Source organism: Streptomyces sp. NPDC088197, from assembly GCF_044741185.1.
Lineage (GTDB): Bacteria > Actinomycetota > Actinomycetes > Streptomycetales > Streptomycetaceae > Actinacidiphila.
On record NZ_JBIUSD010000021.1, the window covers coordinates 98,467 to 114,521 of the forward strand.

The following is a 16,055-nucleotide window of genomic DNA, read 5'->3' on the forward strand; positions in this document are numbered from 1 at the left end:
CATGACGATCCCTTCGAACGCGGTCACCACCGCCGCGCCCCCCGAGCAGGCCGAACCGGCCGCCGCTCGGGCCGGGCGCCCCCGGCTCCTGGCCGGATCGCCGAGGCTCGAATTCGTCCTGCAACGACTGCGTCGCGCGGCGATCTCGTTCGCCGTCGTGCTGGTGGCGTCGTTCTTCATGGTCCAGCTCGTGCCGGGCGACCCGGTACGAGCGGCCCTGGGGCCCACCGCCCCGCTGTCGACGGTGAACGCGCTGCGCCAGCAGCTCGGCCTCGACCAGTCGCTGTGGGCCCAGTTCACCCACTACGTCACCGCGCTGCTGCACGGCGACCTGGGTACGTCGATCACCTCGCAGCGACCGGTCTCCCAGATCCTCGGCGAGCGGCTGCCCACCACGCTGCTGCTGGCCGTGATCTCCTTCCTCGTCGCCGTCGTCGGCGCGTTCCCGATCGGTGTCGCCACGGCGGTCTCGGCCCGGAGCGGTCGCCGCCGCTTCCTCGACCTCGGGGTGTCGGGACTGCTCGGCATCCTCATCGCGATCCCGAACTTCCTGCTCGCGGTGCTGCTCATCGCGACCCTCGGCGTCGGCCTGCCGCTCTTCCCGCCCGCGGGATGGGGCACGCCCGGCCAGGCGGTGCTGCCCGTGCTCGCGCTGGCCATCGGGCCGCTGGCCTACCTGGCCCGGATCGTGCACATCGAGATGCTGCGCGTGCTGGACGCCCCGTACCTGACCACCGCGCGCAGCAAGCGGCTGCCCGGCCGGCTGCTGTACCTGCGGCACGCGCTGCCCAACATCGTCACCGCCACCCTCACCGCGGGCGGCGTGGTGCTGGTCGGACTCGTCGCGGGCACCGTGCTCGTGGAGACGGTGTTCACCGTGCCCGGCATCGGGTCCACGATCGTCTCCTCGATCACGGCCAAGGACTACCCGCTGATCCAGGGGATCGTGCTCGTGTACGCGCTGCTCGTCCTCGGGGCGAACCTCGTCGTGGACCTCGCCATCGCGGTCCTGGACCCGCGCTCGACGATCGCGGAGGCATGACCATGCTGCGCCGTACCCTCCTCACCCCGCAGGGCATCGCCGTACTCGCCGGTCTCACGCTCGTCGTGCTCGCCGCGGTCGTCGGCCCCTTCGTGTTCGACCACGCGGCCACCACCCGGAACATCGCGGGCCGCCAGGCACCGGTCAGCCTGTCCCACCCCTTCGGCACCGACGAACTCGGCCGCGACCTGTTCGCGCGCACCGTCGTCGCCACCCGCCTGTCGGTGCTGCTGACCCTGGGCGCCGCGGGCATCTCCGTCGCGGGCGGCGTCGTGCTCGGCATCGTCGCCGCGGTGCTGCCGCGCGCGCCGCGCCGCCTGGTCACCGCCTTCATCGACATCCTGCTGTCGTTCCCGTGGCTGCTGCTCGCGCTGTTCTTCTCCGTCATCTGGGGCGCGACGGCGCGCGGCGCGATGTTCGCGATCGGCTTCGCGGGCGTCCCGGTCTTCGCGCGCCTGGTCTCCACCCTCGCCTCGTCGGTCGCCAACACCGACTACGTGCACGCCGCGCGGCTGGTCGGCAGCCCGCCGCTGCGCACCGCGCGGCGGCACGTCCTGCCGAACATCCTGCCGCCGCTGGTCGTCAACATCGCCGCGCACGCGTCGGCCACGCTGCTCTCCTTCGCCGCGCTGTCCTTCCTCGGCCTGGGCGTGCAACCCACGCAGTACGACTGGGGACGGCTGCTCAACGAGGGCTCCAAGCGCATCTACTCGGCGCCCATGGCGGCGATCGGGCCGGGCATCGCGATCGTGCTCACCGGTGTGCTGTTCTCGCTGCTGGGCGAGGTGCTCAGCCAGTCCCGCGCCCGGACCGTGCACGCCGTACGCCCCCGGTCGGACGGCGCGGGCGTCACCCCGGCCGAGGGCGAGGCCGTCGCCGAGGTGAAGAACCTGCGGGTCTCCTTCCGCGCCGACGACGGCTCCCTGGTCCAGCGGGTGCACGGCGTGGACCTGACGATCGGACCGGGGGAGGTCGTCGGCATCGTCGGCGAGTCGGGCTCCGGCAAGTCGGTCACCGCCATGGCCCTGGCCGGACTGCTCGGCCCCGAGGCGCTGGTGGAGAGCGAACGCCTGGTCTTCCGCGGCATCGACATGGAACGGCGGCCCAGGGCCGCCGAGCGCCGCAGGCTCGGCCTGGAACAGGCGATGATCTTCCAGGACCCGCTGTCCTCGCTCAACCCGGCCCTCACCGTCGGCCGGCAGCTCACCGAGGCCAGCGAGATCCACGCGGGTGTGGCGCGCGGCGCCGCGACGAAGCGGGCCCTGGACGCCCTCGCCCTGGTGCGCATCCCCGACCCGGAACGGCGGATCCGGCAGCTGCCCCACGAGTTCTCCGGCGGCATGCGGCAGCGCGCCATGATCGCGATGGGCCTGATGGGGACGCCCCGGCTGATCATCGCCGACGAGCCCACGACCGCCCTGGACGTGACGGTGCAGCGGCAGGTGATGCGTGCGCTGCGCGACGCCCGCGAGCGGACCGGCGCCGCGATCCTGCTGATCTCCCACGACATCGCCCTGGTGAGCGGCTTCTGCGACCGCATCGCCGTCATGCGGGACGGCGTGGTGGTCGAGTGGCTGGACGCGCGACGGCTGGACGAGGCGCGGCACCCGTACACGCGCGGTCTGATCGCCTGCGTGCCCGACATGACGACCGACAGGACCCGCGCGCTGCCGGTGGTCGGCGTCGCCACACAGGAGGAGGCGACCGCGTGAGCACGCTCGAATTCGACCACGTCACGGTGCGCTTCGGCCACGGCCGGGCCGCCCAGACGGCCGTCGACGACGCCTCGCTCGTCGTCCGCTCCGGCCGGACGCTCGGGCTCGTCGGCGAGTCGGGGTCCGGCAAGTCGACCATGGCGCGGGTCGCCGTGGGACTGGCGCGCGCCGACGCGGGCACCGTACGCCTCGACGGCGTCGACCTCACCGCCCGCTCGCGCGAGGCCAGACTGGCCCGCCGCCGGGTGCAGATGGTCTTCCAGGACCCGCTCGCGGCGCTCGACCCGCGAATGCCCGTGGGCGTCTCCGTCGCGGAGGGCCTGCTCGCCACCGGGCGGCGGCTCAACCGGACCGACCGGGAGGCACGGGTCCGCGAACTGCTCGACCTCGTCCACATCGACCCGTCCCGGGCGGGCGACCGACCGGCCCGCTTCTCCGGCGGCCAGCGGCAACGGATCACCATCGCGCGGGCGCTGGCGGCCGAACCCGCCGTACTCGTCGCCGACGAGATCACCTCGGCGCTCGACGTCAGCGTCCAGGGCGTGGTCCTCAATCTGCTGCGCGAGCTCCAGAGCGAACTCCACCTGACCATGCTGTTCATCTCGCACAACCTCGCCGTGGTGCGCTACGTGAGCGACGAGGTCACCGTCATGCGGGCCGGCCGCGTCGTCGAGCACGGGCCCACCGACGCCGTGCTCGCCGACCCCGCCGATCCCTACACCCGCGAACTGCTGCGGTCGATCCCCGTGATGGGAAGGCCGCTCGACCTCGACGACCTCGACGACGCTTCCCTCGACGACACCGCCGACCTCGACGCTGCTCCCGACCTCGACACCAGCCTCGACCTCGACGGCACCCCTCGACCCTGAAGACCCCTGAGATCCGGAGGAACACCTGAGATGCGGTCGCCCATGAGCCCCGTGCCCGACCTCGTCCTGCGCCGCGCGCGCATCCCGCGCACCCCGGGGCAGTGGGACCTCGTGCTGCGCGACGGCCTGATCGAGAGCGTCGCGCCGACCGGCGGCGACCTCCCGGCGGCGGCCCTCGACCTCGACGGGCGCTTCGTGCGCCCCGGCCTGTGGGACGCGCACACCCACTTCGACCAGTGGGTCATCCGCAGCCGCCGGGTCGACCTCGCCCCCGCCACGTCCGCCGCGCACGCGGCCACGATCATGCGCGACGCGCTGGCCGCCACCGCGTCCGACCTCCTGGTCGGCTACGGCTTCCGGGACGCGCTGTGGCCCGACGCCCCGAGCCTGGCCGCCCTCGACGCTATATCGGCCGACCGCGGCCTGGTGCTCGTCTCCGGCGACCTGCACTGCGGCTGGCTCAACTCCGCCGCCGCGCGCCGCCTCGGCGTGCGCCCGCCCGAGGACGGCGTGCTGCGCGAGACCGAGTGGATCGGAACGCTCGACGTCCTCGACCGCGACCACCGGCCCGAGGCCGCCGACCACCGGGCCGCGGCCCAGGCCGCAGCGGCCAGGGGCGTCGTCGGGATCGTGGACTTCGAGAACGCCGACATCACCCGCTTCTGGCCCGAGCGGGTCGCCGCCGGAGTGACCGCGCTGCGCGTGGAGGCGTCGGTGTGGCCCGACCGGCTCGACGACGCGATCGGCCGCGGCCTGCGGACCGGTGACCTCCTCGAACCGAGCGGGCTCATCACCATGGGGCGGCTCAAGATCGTGGTCGACGGCTCCCTCAACACCCGTACGGCGCTGTGCTGGGACCCCTATCCGGGGCTGCCCGCCGACCACCCGCACCCGTGCGGAGTGCAGTCCGTCGCACCCGAGCGGGTCGGGGAACTGCTCGCCCGCGCGGACGCGGCGGGCATCGCGGCGGCCGTCCACGCCATCGGCGACCGCGCCAACACCCAGGTGATCGACGCCTTCGAGCGCCTGGGCATACCGGGCACCGTCGAGCACGCCCAGCTCGTGTCCGCCGCCGACTTCGCCCGCTTCGGCCGGCTCGGCCTGGTCGCGAGCGTGCAGCCCGAGCACGCCATGGACGACCGCGACGTCGCCGACACGCACTGGGCGGGCCGCAGCGACCGGGCGTTCGCGTTCCGCTCGCTGCTGGACGCGGGGGCGACCCTCGCGCTCGGCTCCGACGCGCCCGTCTCGCCGCTCGACCCGTGGGTGGCGATCAGCGCCGCCGTCTCGCGCAGCCGCGACGGCCGCGAGCCGTGGCACCCGGACGAGCGGATCACCCGCGAGGCGGCCCTGTCCGCGAGCGCCCGCGGTCGGATGGACGTGACGGCCGGTGACCCGGCCGACCTCGTCGTCCTCGACGAGGACCCGCTGGAGCTGGACGCCGAAGCGCTGCGCACCCTGCCGGTCGCCGCCACCGTGCTGGGCGGCCGGCCCACCTGGACGAACCTGTAGGAGATCCGATGCCCACCCTCATCACCCCCGCCGGCATCGAGGTCCATTACGAGACCGACGGCGACCCGGCCGGGCGTCCGCTGGTGCTCGTGCACGGCGGCGGCGCCCAACTCATCGGCTGGCACGACGCGTTCGTGGCGCTGTTGGCCGACGCGGGCTTCTACGTCGTACGCCCGGACAACCGGGACGTCGGGCTCTCCCAGCAGACCGGCGGACCCGACGAGTTCGCCGCCACGTACGACCTCTCCGACATGGCCGACGACGTCGTCGCGCTCCTCGACCACCTCGGCATCGGCCGCGCGCACCTGGCCGGTATGTCGATGGGCGGCTACATCGCGCAGTTGGTCGCGATCGAGCACCCCGGACGGGTCGCGAGCCTGGGCCTGATGTCGACCTCGCCGTCGAGCGAGCCGGAGTTCCTGGTCGGGACGCACGGGGACGGTCGGCCGGTGTCGCGGGCGCCCGAACGGCTGGACCGCGCGGCCTACATCGAGATGTTCGTCGGCGGCCAGCGGAACTACCAGTCGCCGGGCTTCCCCTTCGACGCCGAGGAGTCGGCCGCCCTCGGCGCCCGCTACTACGACCGGGTCTACCGCCCCGACGGCCTGGTGCGGCAGTGGAACGCCATGCTGCGCGGCCCGTTGGAGCGCCGCGACGACCTGCGTGAGGTCACGGTGCCGACGCTGGTCATCCACGGGCGCGGCGACCAGTCCCTGCACTGGCGGGCCGCGCTGGCCTTCGCGGAGATCATGCCGCGGGCCGAGGTGCACCTCTACGAGGAGATGGGCCACGACATCCCGCGCGAGCTGTGGCCCGACTTCGTCCGCGCGTTCGCGCGCACGGCGGCGCGAGCGGAGCGGAGCGACCATGCGTGAGACCCCCGAGTACACCGGCGGCGGCCTCGCCTGGGCCGCGGACCTGCTGCGCGGACACCCCTGGGCGACCATGGTGTCCAACGGCGCCGACGGCGCGGGGCCCGTCGTCTCGCACTACCCGTTCCTGATCGAGGAGCCCGAGGAGTCCGGCGCCCCAGAAGACTCCACGGCCCCCGGCGAACTGGTGCTGGTCAGCCATGTCGGCCGCCCCGACGAGGCGCTGCACCGGCTCGGCACCCAGGAGCTGTGCGTGGTCGTCTACGGCCCCAGCGGCTACATCTCGCCGAGCTGGTACGACCTGCCCACCGCCGTACCCACCTGGAACTTCGCCGCCGCCCACCTGTACGGCGTGCCCGACATCCTCTCCGACGAGGAGAATCTGGCCGTCCTCGACCGGCTCGTGGCCCACTTCGAGGCGCCCGTGCCCAACCCGTTCCTGATGCGCGGCACGGCGGAGAACGCCGCCTACGCGCAGCGCATCGTGCACGGCACGGTCGGCTTCCGCATGCGGGTCACCCGCGCGGTCACCAAGGAGAAGATGAGCCAGGACAAGCCAGAACCGGTCGTCGCGCGCATCCTCGCGGCCCTCGACGGGGACGGCCCGTACGCGAACCCCGGCCTTGCCGCGCGGATGCGCGCCGTGCGCGACTGACCGCGCCGTGCCCGGCGCCGTCGCTCAGCGGCGGCTGGCGCCGAGCAGCCGCACCCGGCAGGCGAGTTCGACCGCGAAGCGCGTGTCCGGGTCGTCGAGGTCGAGCTGGAGCGTGTCGCGGACCCGCTTGAGCCGGTAGCCGACGGCGTTGGGGTGCAGATTCAGCTCGCGGCCCGCGTGGGCCAGGGAGTTGCGGTGCGACAGATAGGCGAGCAGCGTCTGCACCGAGATGTGCGCCCGCTCGGGTCCGAGCGCGTCCAGCGGCAGCAGGATGTCCGCCAGCAGGCTGCGGCTGGTCGGGGAGGCGTACACGTCGAGCAGCACCCGGCGCAGGCCCGTCACGTCCGTCAGTTCGACGCTGCCGAGGCGCCCGGCCGCGATCGCGGAACCGGCGGCGATCCGCGCCTCCGCGGCCGACGAACGCAGCCCCGCCGCCCCCGTCTGCGGGGTGCCGAGGCCGAGCGTGTACTCCCACCCGTGCCCGGTCAGGCCGCGCGCGTACTCCTGGAGCCGGACGGCCACCTCCCGCAGCCGCCGCTGGTGGTCGCCCGCGCCGTGCTCCTCGGTGCTGACCAGGAGCAGGTCGTCCTGGACGAACGCGACGTGCCACATCTCGTCCCGGCCGTCGACCAGTTGGAGCGCGAACAGCTCAAGCGCGGGCTGCACGCTGCGCGGAGCCCGCGCCTCGGGGTTGTCGAGGCCGGTCGGGATCAGCCAGGCCGCGACGTGCGAGAGCTGGAGGGGGAGCCCGAGCATCGCGGCCTGGCCGACGAAGCCCTCGACCCGGTGGGACTCGGCGAGCACCAGTTCGACGATGAGGTCCGAACGCGACTGGGTGGGCGCGAAACGGTCGCTGATCTGGCGCTGTGCGGCCCGCGACAGCAGCGAGGCGACGACGGGCAGGGCGATGGCCATCGCCGGGTCCGACCGGTTCCCGACGAGCCGCCCGATCGGCACCTCGCCGACGCAGACCGCGTCGGCCGCCGACCAGGTCACGGTGGCGTCCTCCACCACGGCGAGCTCCGAGCCGAGCATGCGGTTGGCCTCGGCGAGGATGTGCTCGGGCGTCCCGTCCGGTCCCGCCGCGGCCTCGGTGGCCTTCTCGATGGCGTGCGTCGCCCGCATGATCGCCTCGGACGCGCCGCCCGACAGCAGCCGGTCGACCACGAGGGCCAGATCGGCCGACCGCGCGCCGGGAGCGGCGAAGACCGGCACACCGCCGCGGTCGGCGAGCACCCTGGCGGTGTCGGGCAGGGTCAGCTCGGTCGTGAACACGAGCCCCGCGACCTCGCGCGCGCTCGCCTGACGCAGCGCCACGTCCAGCCGGTACGGCGGCGGGTGCTCGGTGCCGGGAACGATGACGAGGGTTCCGGCGGGCACGGTGCCCAGCAGGTCGAGCGGCGAGACGTCCACCCGTACGACGGCGCGCCCGTCCGCGGGCCCGGCGCGGTGCCGGATGCCGAGGCGGTCGCCCTGGGCGGCGAGGTCGGAGACGGTCAGTTGTGCCATCAGCACAGTATGACGCGATTCTCTGGACTCTCGGGCCATAGGTGCGGTCAGGGCGTCGCCATATCGTGAGGCCCATGGTTCACACACCCCTCGACGCGCCCGCCCCTCACAGGGCCTCCGCCGTCGCGGCCTCAGACGTCGCGGCGCTGGCCGCGGGCACAGCGATCTTCGGCACCGGGGGCGGCGGGGCGGTCTACACCTCGCAGATCGTCGCCGAGGAAGCGCTCCGCGCGAACGGCCCGGTGCCCCTGGTCACCGTCGACGATCTCGGCCCCGACGACCTGGTGATCCTCATGTCGGGCATCGGCGCACCCACCGTGGGCATCGAGATGCTCTCCTCCAACCGCCAGGTCGACCTCCTCGTCCGCGAGGCCGAGGCCGTCGCCGGCCGCCCCATCACCGCCCTCATGGCAGCGGAGATCGGCGGCAGCAACGGCGTCGGGCCGGTGGGCTGGGCCTCCCGCCTCGGGCTGAAGCTGCTCGACGCCGACGGCATGGGCCGGGCCTTCCCCGACGCGGCGATGGTCGCCATGAACGTCGCCGGTGTCCCGTGCGACTTCTCCGTCCTGAGCGACGTGGTCGGCAACGTCTCGGTGCTCAAGACCGTCGACCTGCACTGGCTGGAGCGGCACGCGCGCGCCCTCACCGTCGCCAGCGGCTCCATCTGCCTCGGCGTGCACTACCCCCTCACGGCCGAGACGGCCAAGGGCGCCGTCGTCGAGGGCACGGTCAGCGCCGCCATCCGCGTCGGCCACGCCCTGCTCTCCTCACCCGAGCCGGTCGCCGCCGTGGCCGCGGAGCTCGGCGGCTCGATCCTGCTCACCGGCAAGATCACCGACCTCGACCGCCGCACCGTCGGCGGTTTCTCCCGCGGCTCCGTGACGATCGCCGGTACGGGCACCGACCGCGGCAGGCTCCAGCGCCTGGAGATCCAGAACGAGAACCTGGTCGTCCTGGAGGACGGCGAAGTGCTCGTGAGCGTCCCCGACAACGTCACCATCATCGACGCCGAGACCGGCCACGCGATCACCACCGAGATGCTGCGGTACGGCCAGCGCGTCTCCGTACTCGCCTGGGCCTGCGACCCGATCTGGCGGACACCGCGCGGCCTGGAACTGGCCGGACCGCGGGCGTTCGGATACGAGCTGACCTACACCCCCTTCGAAGGAAGCACCCGATGACGGCCACGCGCGATCTCTCCATCGGCGTCGACGTCGGCGGCACCAACACCGACGCCGTCGCCATCGACAGCACCGGCACCGTGCTCGCCCACACCAAGCAGGCGACGACCGACGACGTCACCGGCGGCATCAGGGCCGGAATCGCCCATGTGCTCACAGCGCTCGGCGAGGACCGGTCACGGGTCTCACGGGTCATGCTCGGCACCACGCACGCCACCAACGCGATCGTCGCCCGGCGGCAGCTCGACCGGGTGGCGACCATCCGGCTCGGCGCCCCGGCGGCGACCGAGTACCCGCCGCTGCTCGGCTGGCCGGGCGATCTCGCCGGGCTCATCCTGGCCGGGTCCGCGATGGTCGGCGGCGGCCACATGGTCGACGGCACGCCGATCGCGCCGCTGGACCGGGACGCCATCCTGCGCTTCCTCGACGGCCTCGACCACTTCGACGCCGTCGCCGTGACCGGCATCTTCAGCCCCTCGATGCCGGACCAGGAACTCGAGGTCGCCGAACTGCTCCGCGCCCACCTCGGCCCCGACGCGCGCGTCTTCCTCAGCCACGACATCGGTCCCACCGGTCTGCTGGAGCGGGAGAACGCCACCGTCCTCAACGCGGCGCTGCACAGCGTGGCCCGCTCGGTCACCGAGGCCCTGGTGACGGTCGTCGACGAGGAAGGGCTCGACGCCGTCACCTTCTTCGCGCAGAACGACGGCACGCTGATGTCGCTGGACTACGCCGCCCGGTACCCGGTGCTCACCATCGGCTCCGGCCCCGCGAACTCCATCCGCGGCGCGGCCTACCTCTCCGGCGCCACCAACGCGATCGTCATCGACGTCGGCGGCACCACCTCGGACCTGGGCGTCGTGGTGAACGGATTCCCCCGCGAGTCCACGCTGCCCCGCGAGATCGGCGGCGTACGGACCAACTTCCGGATGCCCGACATCCTCAGCCTCGGCGTGGGCGGCGGTACGACCATCGACCCGGTCACCGGCGCCGTCGGACCGGGCTCGGTGGGCTACCGGATCGCGACGGAGGGCCTGCTCTTCGGCGGCCGGACGCCGACCCTGACCGACGCGGCGGCCCTCGCGGGCGCCTCGATCGCCGGACGGACCCTCCCCGCCCAGACGGCCGCCAACGAGCAGGCGCTGCGCGCCGCCCTGGAGCGCGCGCACGTGCTGATCGAGGAAGCCGTGGAACGGCTCTCCCTCGGCCGCGCCGACCTGCCGCTCGTGGTGGTCGGCGGCGGCGGCTTCCTCGTACCCGACGACCTGCCGGGCGCCGGTCCCATCGTGCGGCCCGACCACGGCGACGTGGCGAACGCGGTGGGCGCCGCGATCTCGCTCGCCGGAGGCCGCGCCGACCAGATCAGCCCGCTGGAGGACCGGGAGGCGGCCATCGCCCAGGCGTCGGAGGCCGCGATCGCCAAGGCGATCCAGGCGGGCGCCGACCCGCTGGAAGTGGCCGTCGTCGACGTGCTGGAGACCCCCGTCCCCTACAGCGACCGGCCGACCGTGGAAGTGTCGGTCAAGGCCGCGGGACCGCTGGCGCGGCTCGGCGAACGGGCCGCGGCGCGGTGACGGGGTTCACCGCGGGTGACGCGGCGCTCGCCGACCTTGTGGCGCTGCGCCGCGCGCTGCACGCCCACCCCGAGGTCGGCCTCGACCTGCCCCGGACGCAGGCGGCGGTCCTCACCGCGCTGGACGGCCTCGGCCTGGAGATCACCACCGGGGACGGTCTGACGTCGGTGACGGCCGTGCTGCGCGGCGGCCGGCCGGGCCCCGTCGTCCTGCTGCGCTCCGACATGGACGCCCTGCCGGTCCTGGAGGCCACCGGCCTGCCGTTCGCGGCGGCCAACGGCGCCATGCACGCCTGCGGCCACGACCTGCACATGGCGGGCCTGGTCGGCGCCGCCCGGCTCCTCGCGGCCCGCCGCGCGCAGCTGCCCGGCACCGTCGTGTTCATGTTCCAGCCCGGCGAGGAGGGATACGCGGGCGGTCGGCTGATGATCGAGGAAGGCGTCCTGGACGCGGCGGGCGAGCGCCCGGTCGCCGCGTACGCCGTCCATGTCGACTGCGTGACGCCGAAGGGCCGGGCGGTCACCCGGCCGGGTCCGATGATGTCGAGCGTCAGCGCGCTGCACATCCGGGTGACCGGGACCGGGGGCCACGCCGCCTACCCCCACCACGGGTTCGACCCGGTCCCGGTCGCGGCCGAGATCATCCTCGCGACGCAGTCCTTCGTGGCGCGCCGGATACCGGTCGCCGACCCGGCCGTGGTCTCGGTGACCCGTGTCTCCTCCGACTCCGCCGCGGGCAACGTCCTCGCCGCCTCCGTCAGCCTGGAGGCGAACATCCGCGCCCTGTCACCCGCGACGCTCGCGCTGGTGCGTGACGAACTCCCGGCGCTGGCCGTCGCGCTCGGCGAGGCGCACGGCTGCGCGGTCGACACCGAGTACGTCGAGTCGTACCCGGTGACGGTCAACGACCCGGCAGAGACCGAGCGGGTGCTCGCGGTGCTCGACGAGCGCTACGGCGACCGGGTGGTGCGCCTGCCGTTCCCCGGCATGGCCTCTGAGGACTTCGCCTACGTCCTTGAAAAGGTGCCCGGCACGCTGGTCTTCCTCGGCGTACGGCCCGAGGACGGTACGAGCGGTCCGATGCACTCCGATCGGGCGGTCTTCGACGACTCCCGCCTCGACGAACACGCGGCGCTCCTGGCGGAACTGGCATGGCGCCGCCTCGCGGGCCGAGGGGCGCCGCGCCCGCGGTGACCGCTCAGCCGAGCGCGCGCTCGAACAGGCGCGAGAGGACGATCGCGCTCCGGGTCCGGTAGAGCCGGTCGGTGCGGCGGATCTGCTCGATGGTGTCCTCCGACTCCGCGATGGAGCCCGCCAGGACACGGACCAGGGCGTCCGCGTCCCCCGACACGTTCCACACCCCGACACGTTCGAAACAAACGTTCAAGGAGGACATTGTGCACGCAGAAACCACCGTTCCGCAGCGCCGGGTGAGCCGTCTCGCCAACAACTACGCGCCCCTTCCGGTGCGGGCCGAGTCCGCGCGGGGCGTCTGGGTCACGGACGCCTCGGGCAGCCGCTTCCTCGACATGCTCAGCGCCTACTCCGCGATGAACTTCGGCCACGGCAACCCCACCCTGCTCGCGGCGGCCCACGACCAGCTCGCGGCCATGACCCTGATCAGCCGCGCCTACGACCACACCGAGATGGAGCGGTACGCCGCGGCCCTCTGCGACCTGGCCGGCAAGGACATGATGGTGCCGATGAACACCGGCGGGGAGGCCGTCGAGACCGCCATCAAGGTCGCCAGGAAGTGGGCCTACGAGGTCAAGGGCGTCCGCGAGAACCGGGCCGAGATCATCGTGGCCTCCGGCAACTTCCACGGCCGGACGACCACCGTCGTCGGCTTCTCCGACGACCCCGACGCCAGGAACGGATTCGGACCGTTCACCCCGGGCTTCGTGACGGTGCCCTACAACGACGCCGCGGCCCTGGAAGCGGCGATCACCCCCGACACCGCCGCCGTGCTGCTGGAGCCGGTGCAGGGCGAGGCCGGTGTGATCATCCCCGACGCGGGCTATCTGCCCGCGGTGCGCCGGATCTGTGACGAGCGGGGCGTCCTGTTCCTCGCCGACGAGATCCAGTCGGGCCTGGGGCGCACGGGGGAGACCTTCGCCTGCGACCACGTCGGAGTGACGCCCGACGTCTACATCCTGGGCAAGGCGCTCGGCGGCGGCATCGTCCCCGCGTCCGCGGTGGTCGCCGACAGCGACATCCTCGGTGTCCTGCGCCCGGGGCAGCACGGCTCGACCTTCGGCGGCAACCCGCTGGCCTGCCGGATCGGGACCGCCGTCGTCGGCCTGCTGAGGACCGGGGAGTACCAGGAGCGCGCCCGGACCCTGGGGGCGCGACTGCGCGACGAGCTGACGCCGTTGGTCGGCCAGGGGCTGGTCTCGGTCCGGACCATCGGGCTGTGGGCGGGGATCGACGTCGACCCCGCGCTCGCCACCGGCCGTACCGTCTGCGAGGAACTGGCCCGGCGCGGTGTCCTCGCGAAGGACACCCACGGCTCCACCGTGCGGCTCTCGCCTCCCCTGGTGATCGAGCCGAGCGAGCTGTCCTGGGGCGTCGCCCAGCTCGCCGACGTCCTGCGGGCACTGGCGTAAGCGGGTTCCGCCGTCCACGGGACGGCAGTGACGAGGGCCCAGGATCCGGCGGTGGTGATGGACGGTGGGCCCATCGCCGCCGGTCGGCGCCACGGCTATCGTGCGGCGCAGAGGCGGAAACAGACATACGGCACGCGGGCCGTGTCCACGCGGCGGAGCCGACGAGAACGAAGAGGCAGGGGTGCGCGATGCACAGGGACCAGCCGGAGACCGGCGCCGACGGCAGGGCCGCACTGACCGGAGTGGTCGTCGTCGACCTGTCCCACGTCCTGGCGGGACCGTACGCCGCGCAGACGCTGGCCGACCTCGGCGCGACCGTCATCAAGGTCGAGAACCCCGCGAACCCCGATGTCTCGCGCGGCTTCCCGCCGTACCTGCGCTCGGGCGACGAGGAGTTCAGCGGGTACTACGGCCAGTACAACCGCGGCAAGCTCGGTGTCTGCCTCGACCTGGCCCGTGACGAAGGCAAGCAGGCCCTCAAGGACCTGGTCGCCCACGCCGACGTCCTCGTCGAGAACTTCCGGCCCGGCACCATGGACAAGCTCGGCCTGGGCTACGAGGTGCTGGCCGGGATCAACCCCCGGCTGGTGTACACGGCCATCTCCGGCTACGGCCAGACGGGCAGCCGTCGCCGCCGTCCGGCCTTCGACAGCACCGCGCAGGCCGCGGGCGGCCTGTGGTCGATGAACGGCTACCCCGACACCCCGCCGGTGCGGGTGGGCGTCACCATCGGGGACCTGTCGGCCACGATGTTCGCCGTCATCGGCACCCTGGCCGCCCTGCGGCACGCCGAGAGCACCGGCGTCGGCCAACTGGTCGACGTCGCCCAGGTCGACAGCGTCGTCGCCATGACCGAGACGGCCGTCGTCGACTACACCGTCGACCGGAAGGTCGCGGCACCGGCCGGGAACGAGCACGCCTGGGTCAGGCCGTACGAGCTGTTCCCGTGCGCCGACGGGCAGGTGTTCTTCGGCGGCTACACCGACAGGCTCTGGGCGGCCAGTTGCGCGCTGTTCGGTACACCGGAGGCGGCCACGGACCCCGAGATCGACACGATGCGCAAACGCTTCGACAAGGAGACGTACGACCGCCGGGTGAAGCCGCTGGTCACCGGCTGGTTCGCCGGGCGGACCCGGCAGGAACTCGAAGACCTCGCGGGCGACGTCATCCCGCTGACGGCCGTCCGCGACATCGGGGAGGTCGTCGAGGACCCGGGCACCGCCGAGCGGGACATGATCGTCGAGGCCGACTACGGCCCGCTGGGCGCGCTGCGGATGTTCGGCTCGCCCATCAAGCTCAGCGCCACCCCCGCCGTGCCGGGGCGACCGGCCAACAAGGTGGGGGAGCACACCGACGAGGTGCTGCGCCGCTTCGCGGGCTACGACCGGGCGCGGATCGAAGAGCTGCGCGCGGCGAAGGTGATCTGACGATGGGTCAGGAGACCTTCCGCGGCGAGCCGTTGCTGACCGGGCCCGCCGCCGCGTATCGCTCCACCTTCGCGCCCAGCGCCCCTGAGCCGGTCCCCGGCGAGCCGCTGCCCCCGGGCTGGGAGGGGATCTACTTCCCCTTCGACGCGGCCTTCGCCGACCTGCGCCCCGACGGCTCGCCCGGCGGCGACGGCACGGTGCCCGACCCCGGCCTGCCCCGGCGCATGTACGCCGGTGAGGACACCCGCTTCCTGCGGCCCCTGCGCTACGGCGACACGGTCGAGCAGCGCACCGCGCTCGGCGCCGTGACCCGCAAGCGCGGCCGGGCGGGGGAGCTGGTCTTCGCCGACATCGAGCGGAGCTACCTGGTGGACGGCGCGGTCGCGGTCACGAGCACCTGGCACGACGTGTTCCTGCCCGCGAGCGACCCCGCCGCCGCGCCCGCCGACGTACCCGCGGGCGAGGCCGAGCAGTGGGACTGGTCGCGGCGGGCGACCCTGGACAGCCGGCAGCTCTTCCGGTACTCGGCGCTGACCTTCAACACCCACCGGGTGCACTACGACCGGGCCTGGGCGCAGGACGTCGAGGGCCTGCCCGACCTGCTGGTGCACGGCCCCCTGATGCGCATGCTCCTGCTCGACTTCGCGACGCGCTCACTGCCCGGCCGCACGGTCCGCGAGTTCTCGATGCGCTCGGTCTCGCCCGCGTTCGTCGACCGGCCGGTGACCCTGGTCGGCCGCGAGGACGCCGACGGCGTACGGGTCCGCGCCCTGGACGCCGACCATCGCGTACTCGCCCGGGGCCGGGTGCGTACGGACGCGGGCTAGGGCGTGTCCGCGAAGGCGCGTCGTCCGCCCGGAGGGCGGGGCTGGCGGTGGCTGGTGCGTGCGATCGCAAGGCGGAGGGTCGTCCTCATAGTGGGCCTATTCGGATGAGCCCGACAACGCGGCGAGCGTGCGTGCCAGGCGCCGCCAGCCAGACGAGACTTTGCGGACACGCCCTAGGTGTATTGACCTGGAGGGTTGTTGACGCGGGTGATGGGTGGCTGGCCGCCGAGTGCGGTGTGGGCGCGGTGGTGGTTGTAGGTGTGGAGG

Annotated in this window: 14 protein-coding genes; 12 read left to right on the forward strand and 2 right to left on the reverse strand. The window is 73.4% G+C overall.

Going from position 1 to position 16,055, the window contains the following annotated elements; all coding sequences use genetic code 11:
* Position 1: 1 nt before the first annotated feature.
* Genes ACIOC1_RS32720 through ACIOC1_RS32745 form a run of 6 tightly spaced genes read left to right on the forward strand, consistent with a single transcriptional unit; the run spans position 2 to position 6,665 of the window.
* Positions 2-1,042 carry an ABC transporter permease gene (locus tag ACIOC1_RS32720; protein WP_355332846.1) on the forward strand — a complete coding sequence of 347 codons (1,041 nt, stop codon included), beginning with the start codon at positions 2-4 and terminating at the stop codon, positions 1,040-1,042.
* Between the two features lie 2 nt (positions 1,043-1,044).
* The gene (locus tag ACIOC1_RS32725) at positions 1,045-2,754 is read left to right on the forward strand and encodes a dipeptide/oligopeptide/nickel ABC transporter permease/ATP-binding protein (RefSeq protein WP_401857797.1); all 1,710 of its coding nucleotides are present in this window, start codon (positions 1,045-1,047) and stop codon (positions 2,752-2,754) included.
* On the forward strand, positions 2,751-3,626 hold the full coding sequence (locus ACIOC1_RS32730; RefSeq protein ID WP_401857800.1) for an ABC transporter ATP-binding protein: 876 nt from the start codon (positions 2,751-2,753) through the stop codon (positions 3,624-3,626). The genes ACIOC1_RS32725 and ACIOC1_RS32730 overlap by 4 nt, the downstream gene beginning before the upstream one ends.
* A gap of 30 nt (positions 3,627-3,656) precedes the next feature.
* Entirely contained in the window at positions 3,657-5,138 is a 1,482-nt protein-coding gene (locus ACIOC1_RS32735) for an amidohydrolase family protein (RefSeq protein WP_355332838.1), read from the forward strand.
* 8 nt (positions 5,139-5,146) lie between these two features.
* Positions 5,147-6,013: an alpha/beta fold hydrolase gene (locus tag ACIOC1_RS32740; RefSeq protein WP_391046357.1), complete on the forward strand. Its 867-nt coding sequence runs from the start codon at positions 5,147-5,149 to the stop codon at positions 6,011-6,013.
* On the forward strand, positions 6,006-6,665 hold the full coding sequence (locus tag ACIOC1_RS32745) for an FMN-binding negative transcriptional regulator (protein ID WP_391046359.1): 660 nt from the start codon (positions 6,006-6,008) through the stop codon (positions 6,663-6,665). Before ACIOC1_RS32740 ends, ACIOC1_RS32745 begins: the two co-directional genes overlap by 8 nt.
* A 24-nt stretch (positions 6,666-6,689) precedes the next feature.
* On the opposite strand, the gene ACIOC1_RS32750 is transcribed toward ACIOC1_RS32745, so the two are convergent.
* Positions 6,690-8,174, reverse strand: a complete 1,485-nt coding sequence (locus tag ACIOC1_RS32750) for a helix-turn-helix domain-containing protein (RefSeq protein ID WP_355332829.1) — start codon at positions 8,172-8,174, stop codon at positions 6,690-6,692.
* A 74-nt stretch (positions 8,175-8,248) separates the two neighbouring features.
* Between ACIOC1_RS32750 and ACIOC1_RS32755 the strand changes: the two genes are divergently transcribed.
* Genes ACIOC1_RS32755 through ACIOC1_RS32765 form a run of 3 tightly spaced genes read left to right on the forward strand, consistent with a single transcriptional unit; the run spans position 8,249 to position 12,122 of the window.
* Positions 8,249-9,355 carry a DUF917 family protein gene (locus tag ACIOC1_RS32755; protein ID WP_391046362.1) on the forward strand — a complete coding sequence of 369 codons (1,107 nt, stop codon included), beginning with the start codon at positions 8,249-8,251 and terminating at the stop codon, positions 9,353-9,355.
* Positions 9,352-10,929, forward strand: a complete 1,578-nt coding sequence (locus ACIOC1_RS32760; RefSeq protein WP_391160967.1) for a hydantoinase/oxoprolinase N-terminal domain-containing protein — start codon at positions 9,352-9,354, stop codon at positions 10,927-10,929. The genes ACIOC1_RS32755 and ACIOC1_RS32760 overlap by 4 nt, the downstream gene beginning before the upstream one ends.
* A complete protein-coding gene (locus ACIOC1_RS32765; protein ID WP_401306876.1) occupies positions 10,926-12,122 on the forward strand; it encodes a M20 family metallopeptidase in 1,197 nt (398 codons plus the stop codon). Before ACIOC1_RS32760 ends, ACIOC1_RS32765 begins: the two co-directional genes overlap by 4 nt.
* Positions 12,123-12,126: 4 nt before the next feature.
* Here the strand turns inward: ACIOC1_RS32765 and ACIOC1_RS32770 are convergent, their stop codons facing one another.
* The gene (locus ACIOC1_RS32770) at positions 12,127-12,315 is read right to left on the reverse strand and encodes an Lrp/AsnC ligand binding domain-containing protein (protein ID WP_355332819.1); all 189 of its coding nucleotides are present in this window, start codon (positions 12,313-12,315) and stop codon (positions 12,127-12,129) included.
* A gap of 10 nt (positions 12,316-12,325) precedes the next feature.
* Here ACIOC1_RS32770 and rocD point away from each other — a divergent pair, with 10 nt between their 5' ends.
* From rocD to ACIOC1_RS32785, 3 genes are all read left to right on the forward strand, one after another.
* Positions 12,326-13,534, forward strand: a complete 1,209-nt coding sequence (gene rocD / locus ACIOC1_RS32775; protein WP_401857807.1) for an ornithine--oxo-acid transaminase — start codon at positions 12,326-12,328, stop codon at positions 13,532-13,534.
* A gap of 188 nt (positions 13,535-13,722) precedes the next feature.
* Positions 13,723-14,961 (forward strand): CoA transferase, encoded by a 1,239-nt coding sequence (locus ACIOC1_RS32780; RefSeq protein ID WP_391046371.1) that lies wholly within the window; start codon positions 13,723-13,725, stop codon positions 14,959-14,961.
* Between the two features lie 2 nt (positions 14,962-14,963).
* The gene (locus tag ACIOC1_RS32785) at positions 14,964-15,788 is read left to right on the forward strand and encodes a hypothetical protein (RefSeq protein ID WP_401857810.1); all 825 of its coding nucleotides are present in this window, start codon (positions 14,964-14,966) and stop codon (positions 15,786-15,788) included.
* Positions 15,789-16,055 lie beyond the last annotated feature (267 nt).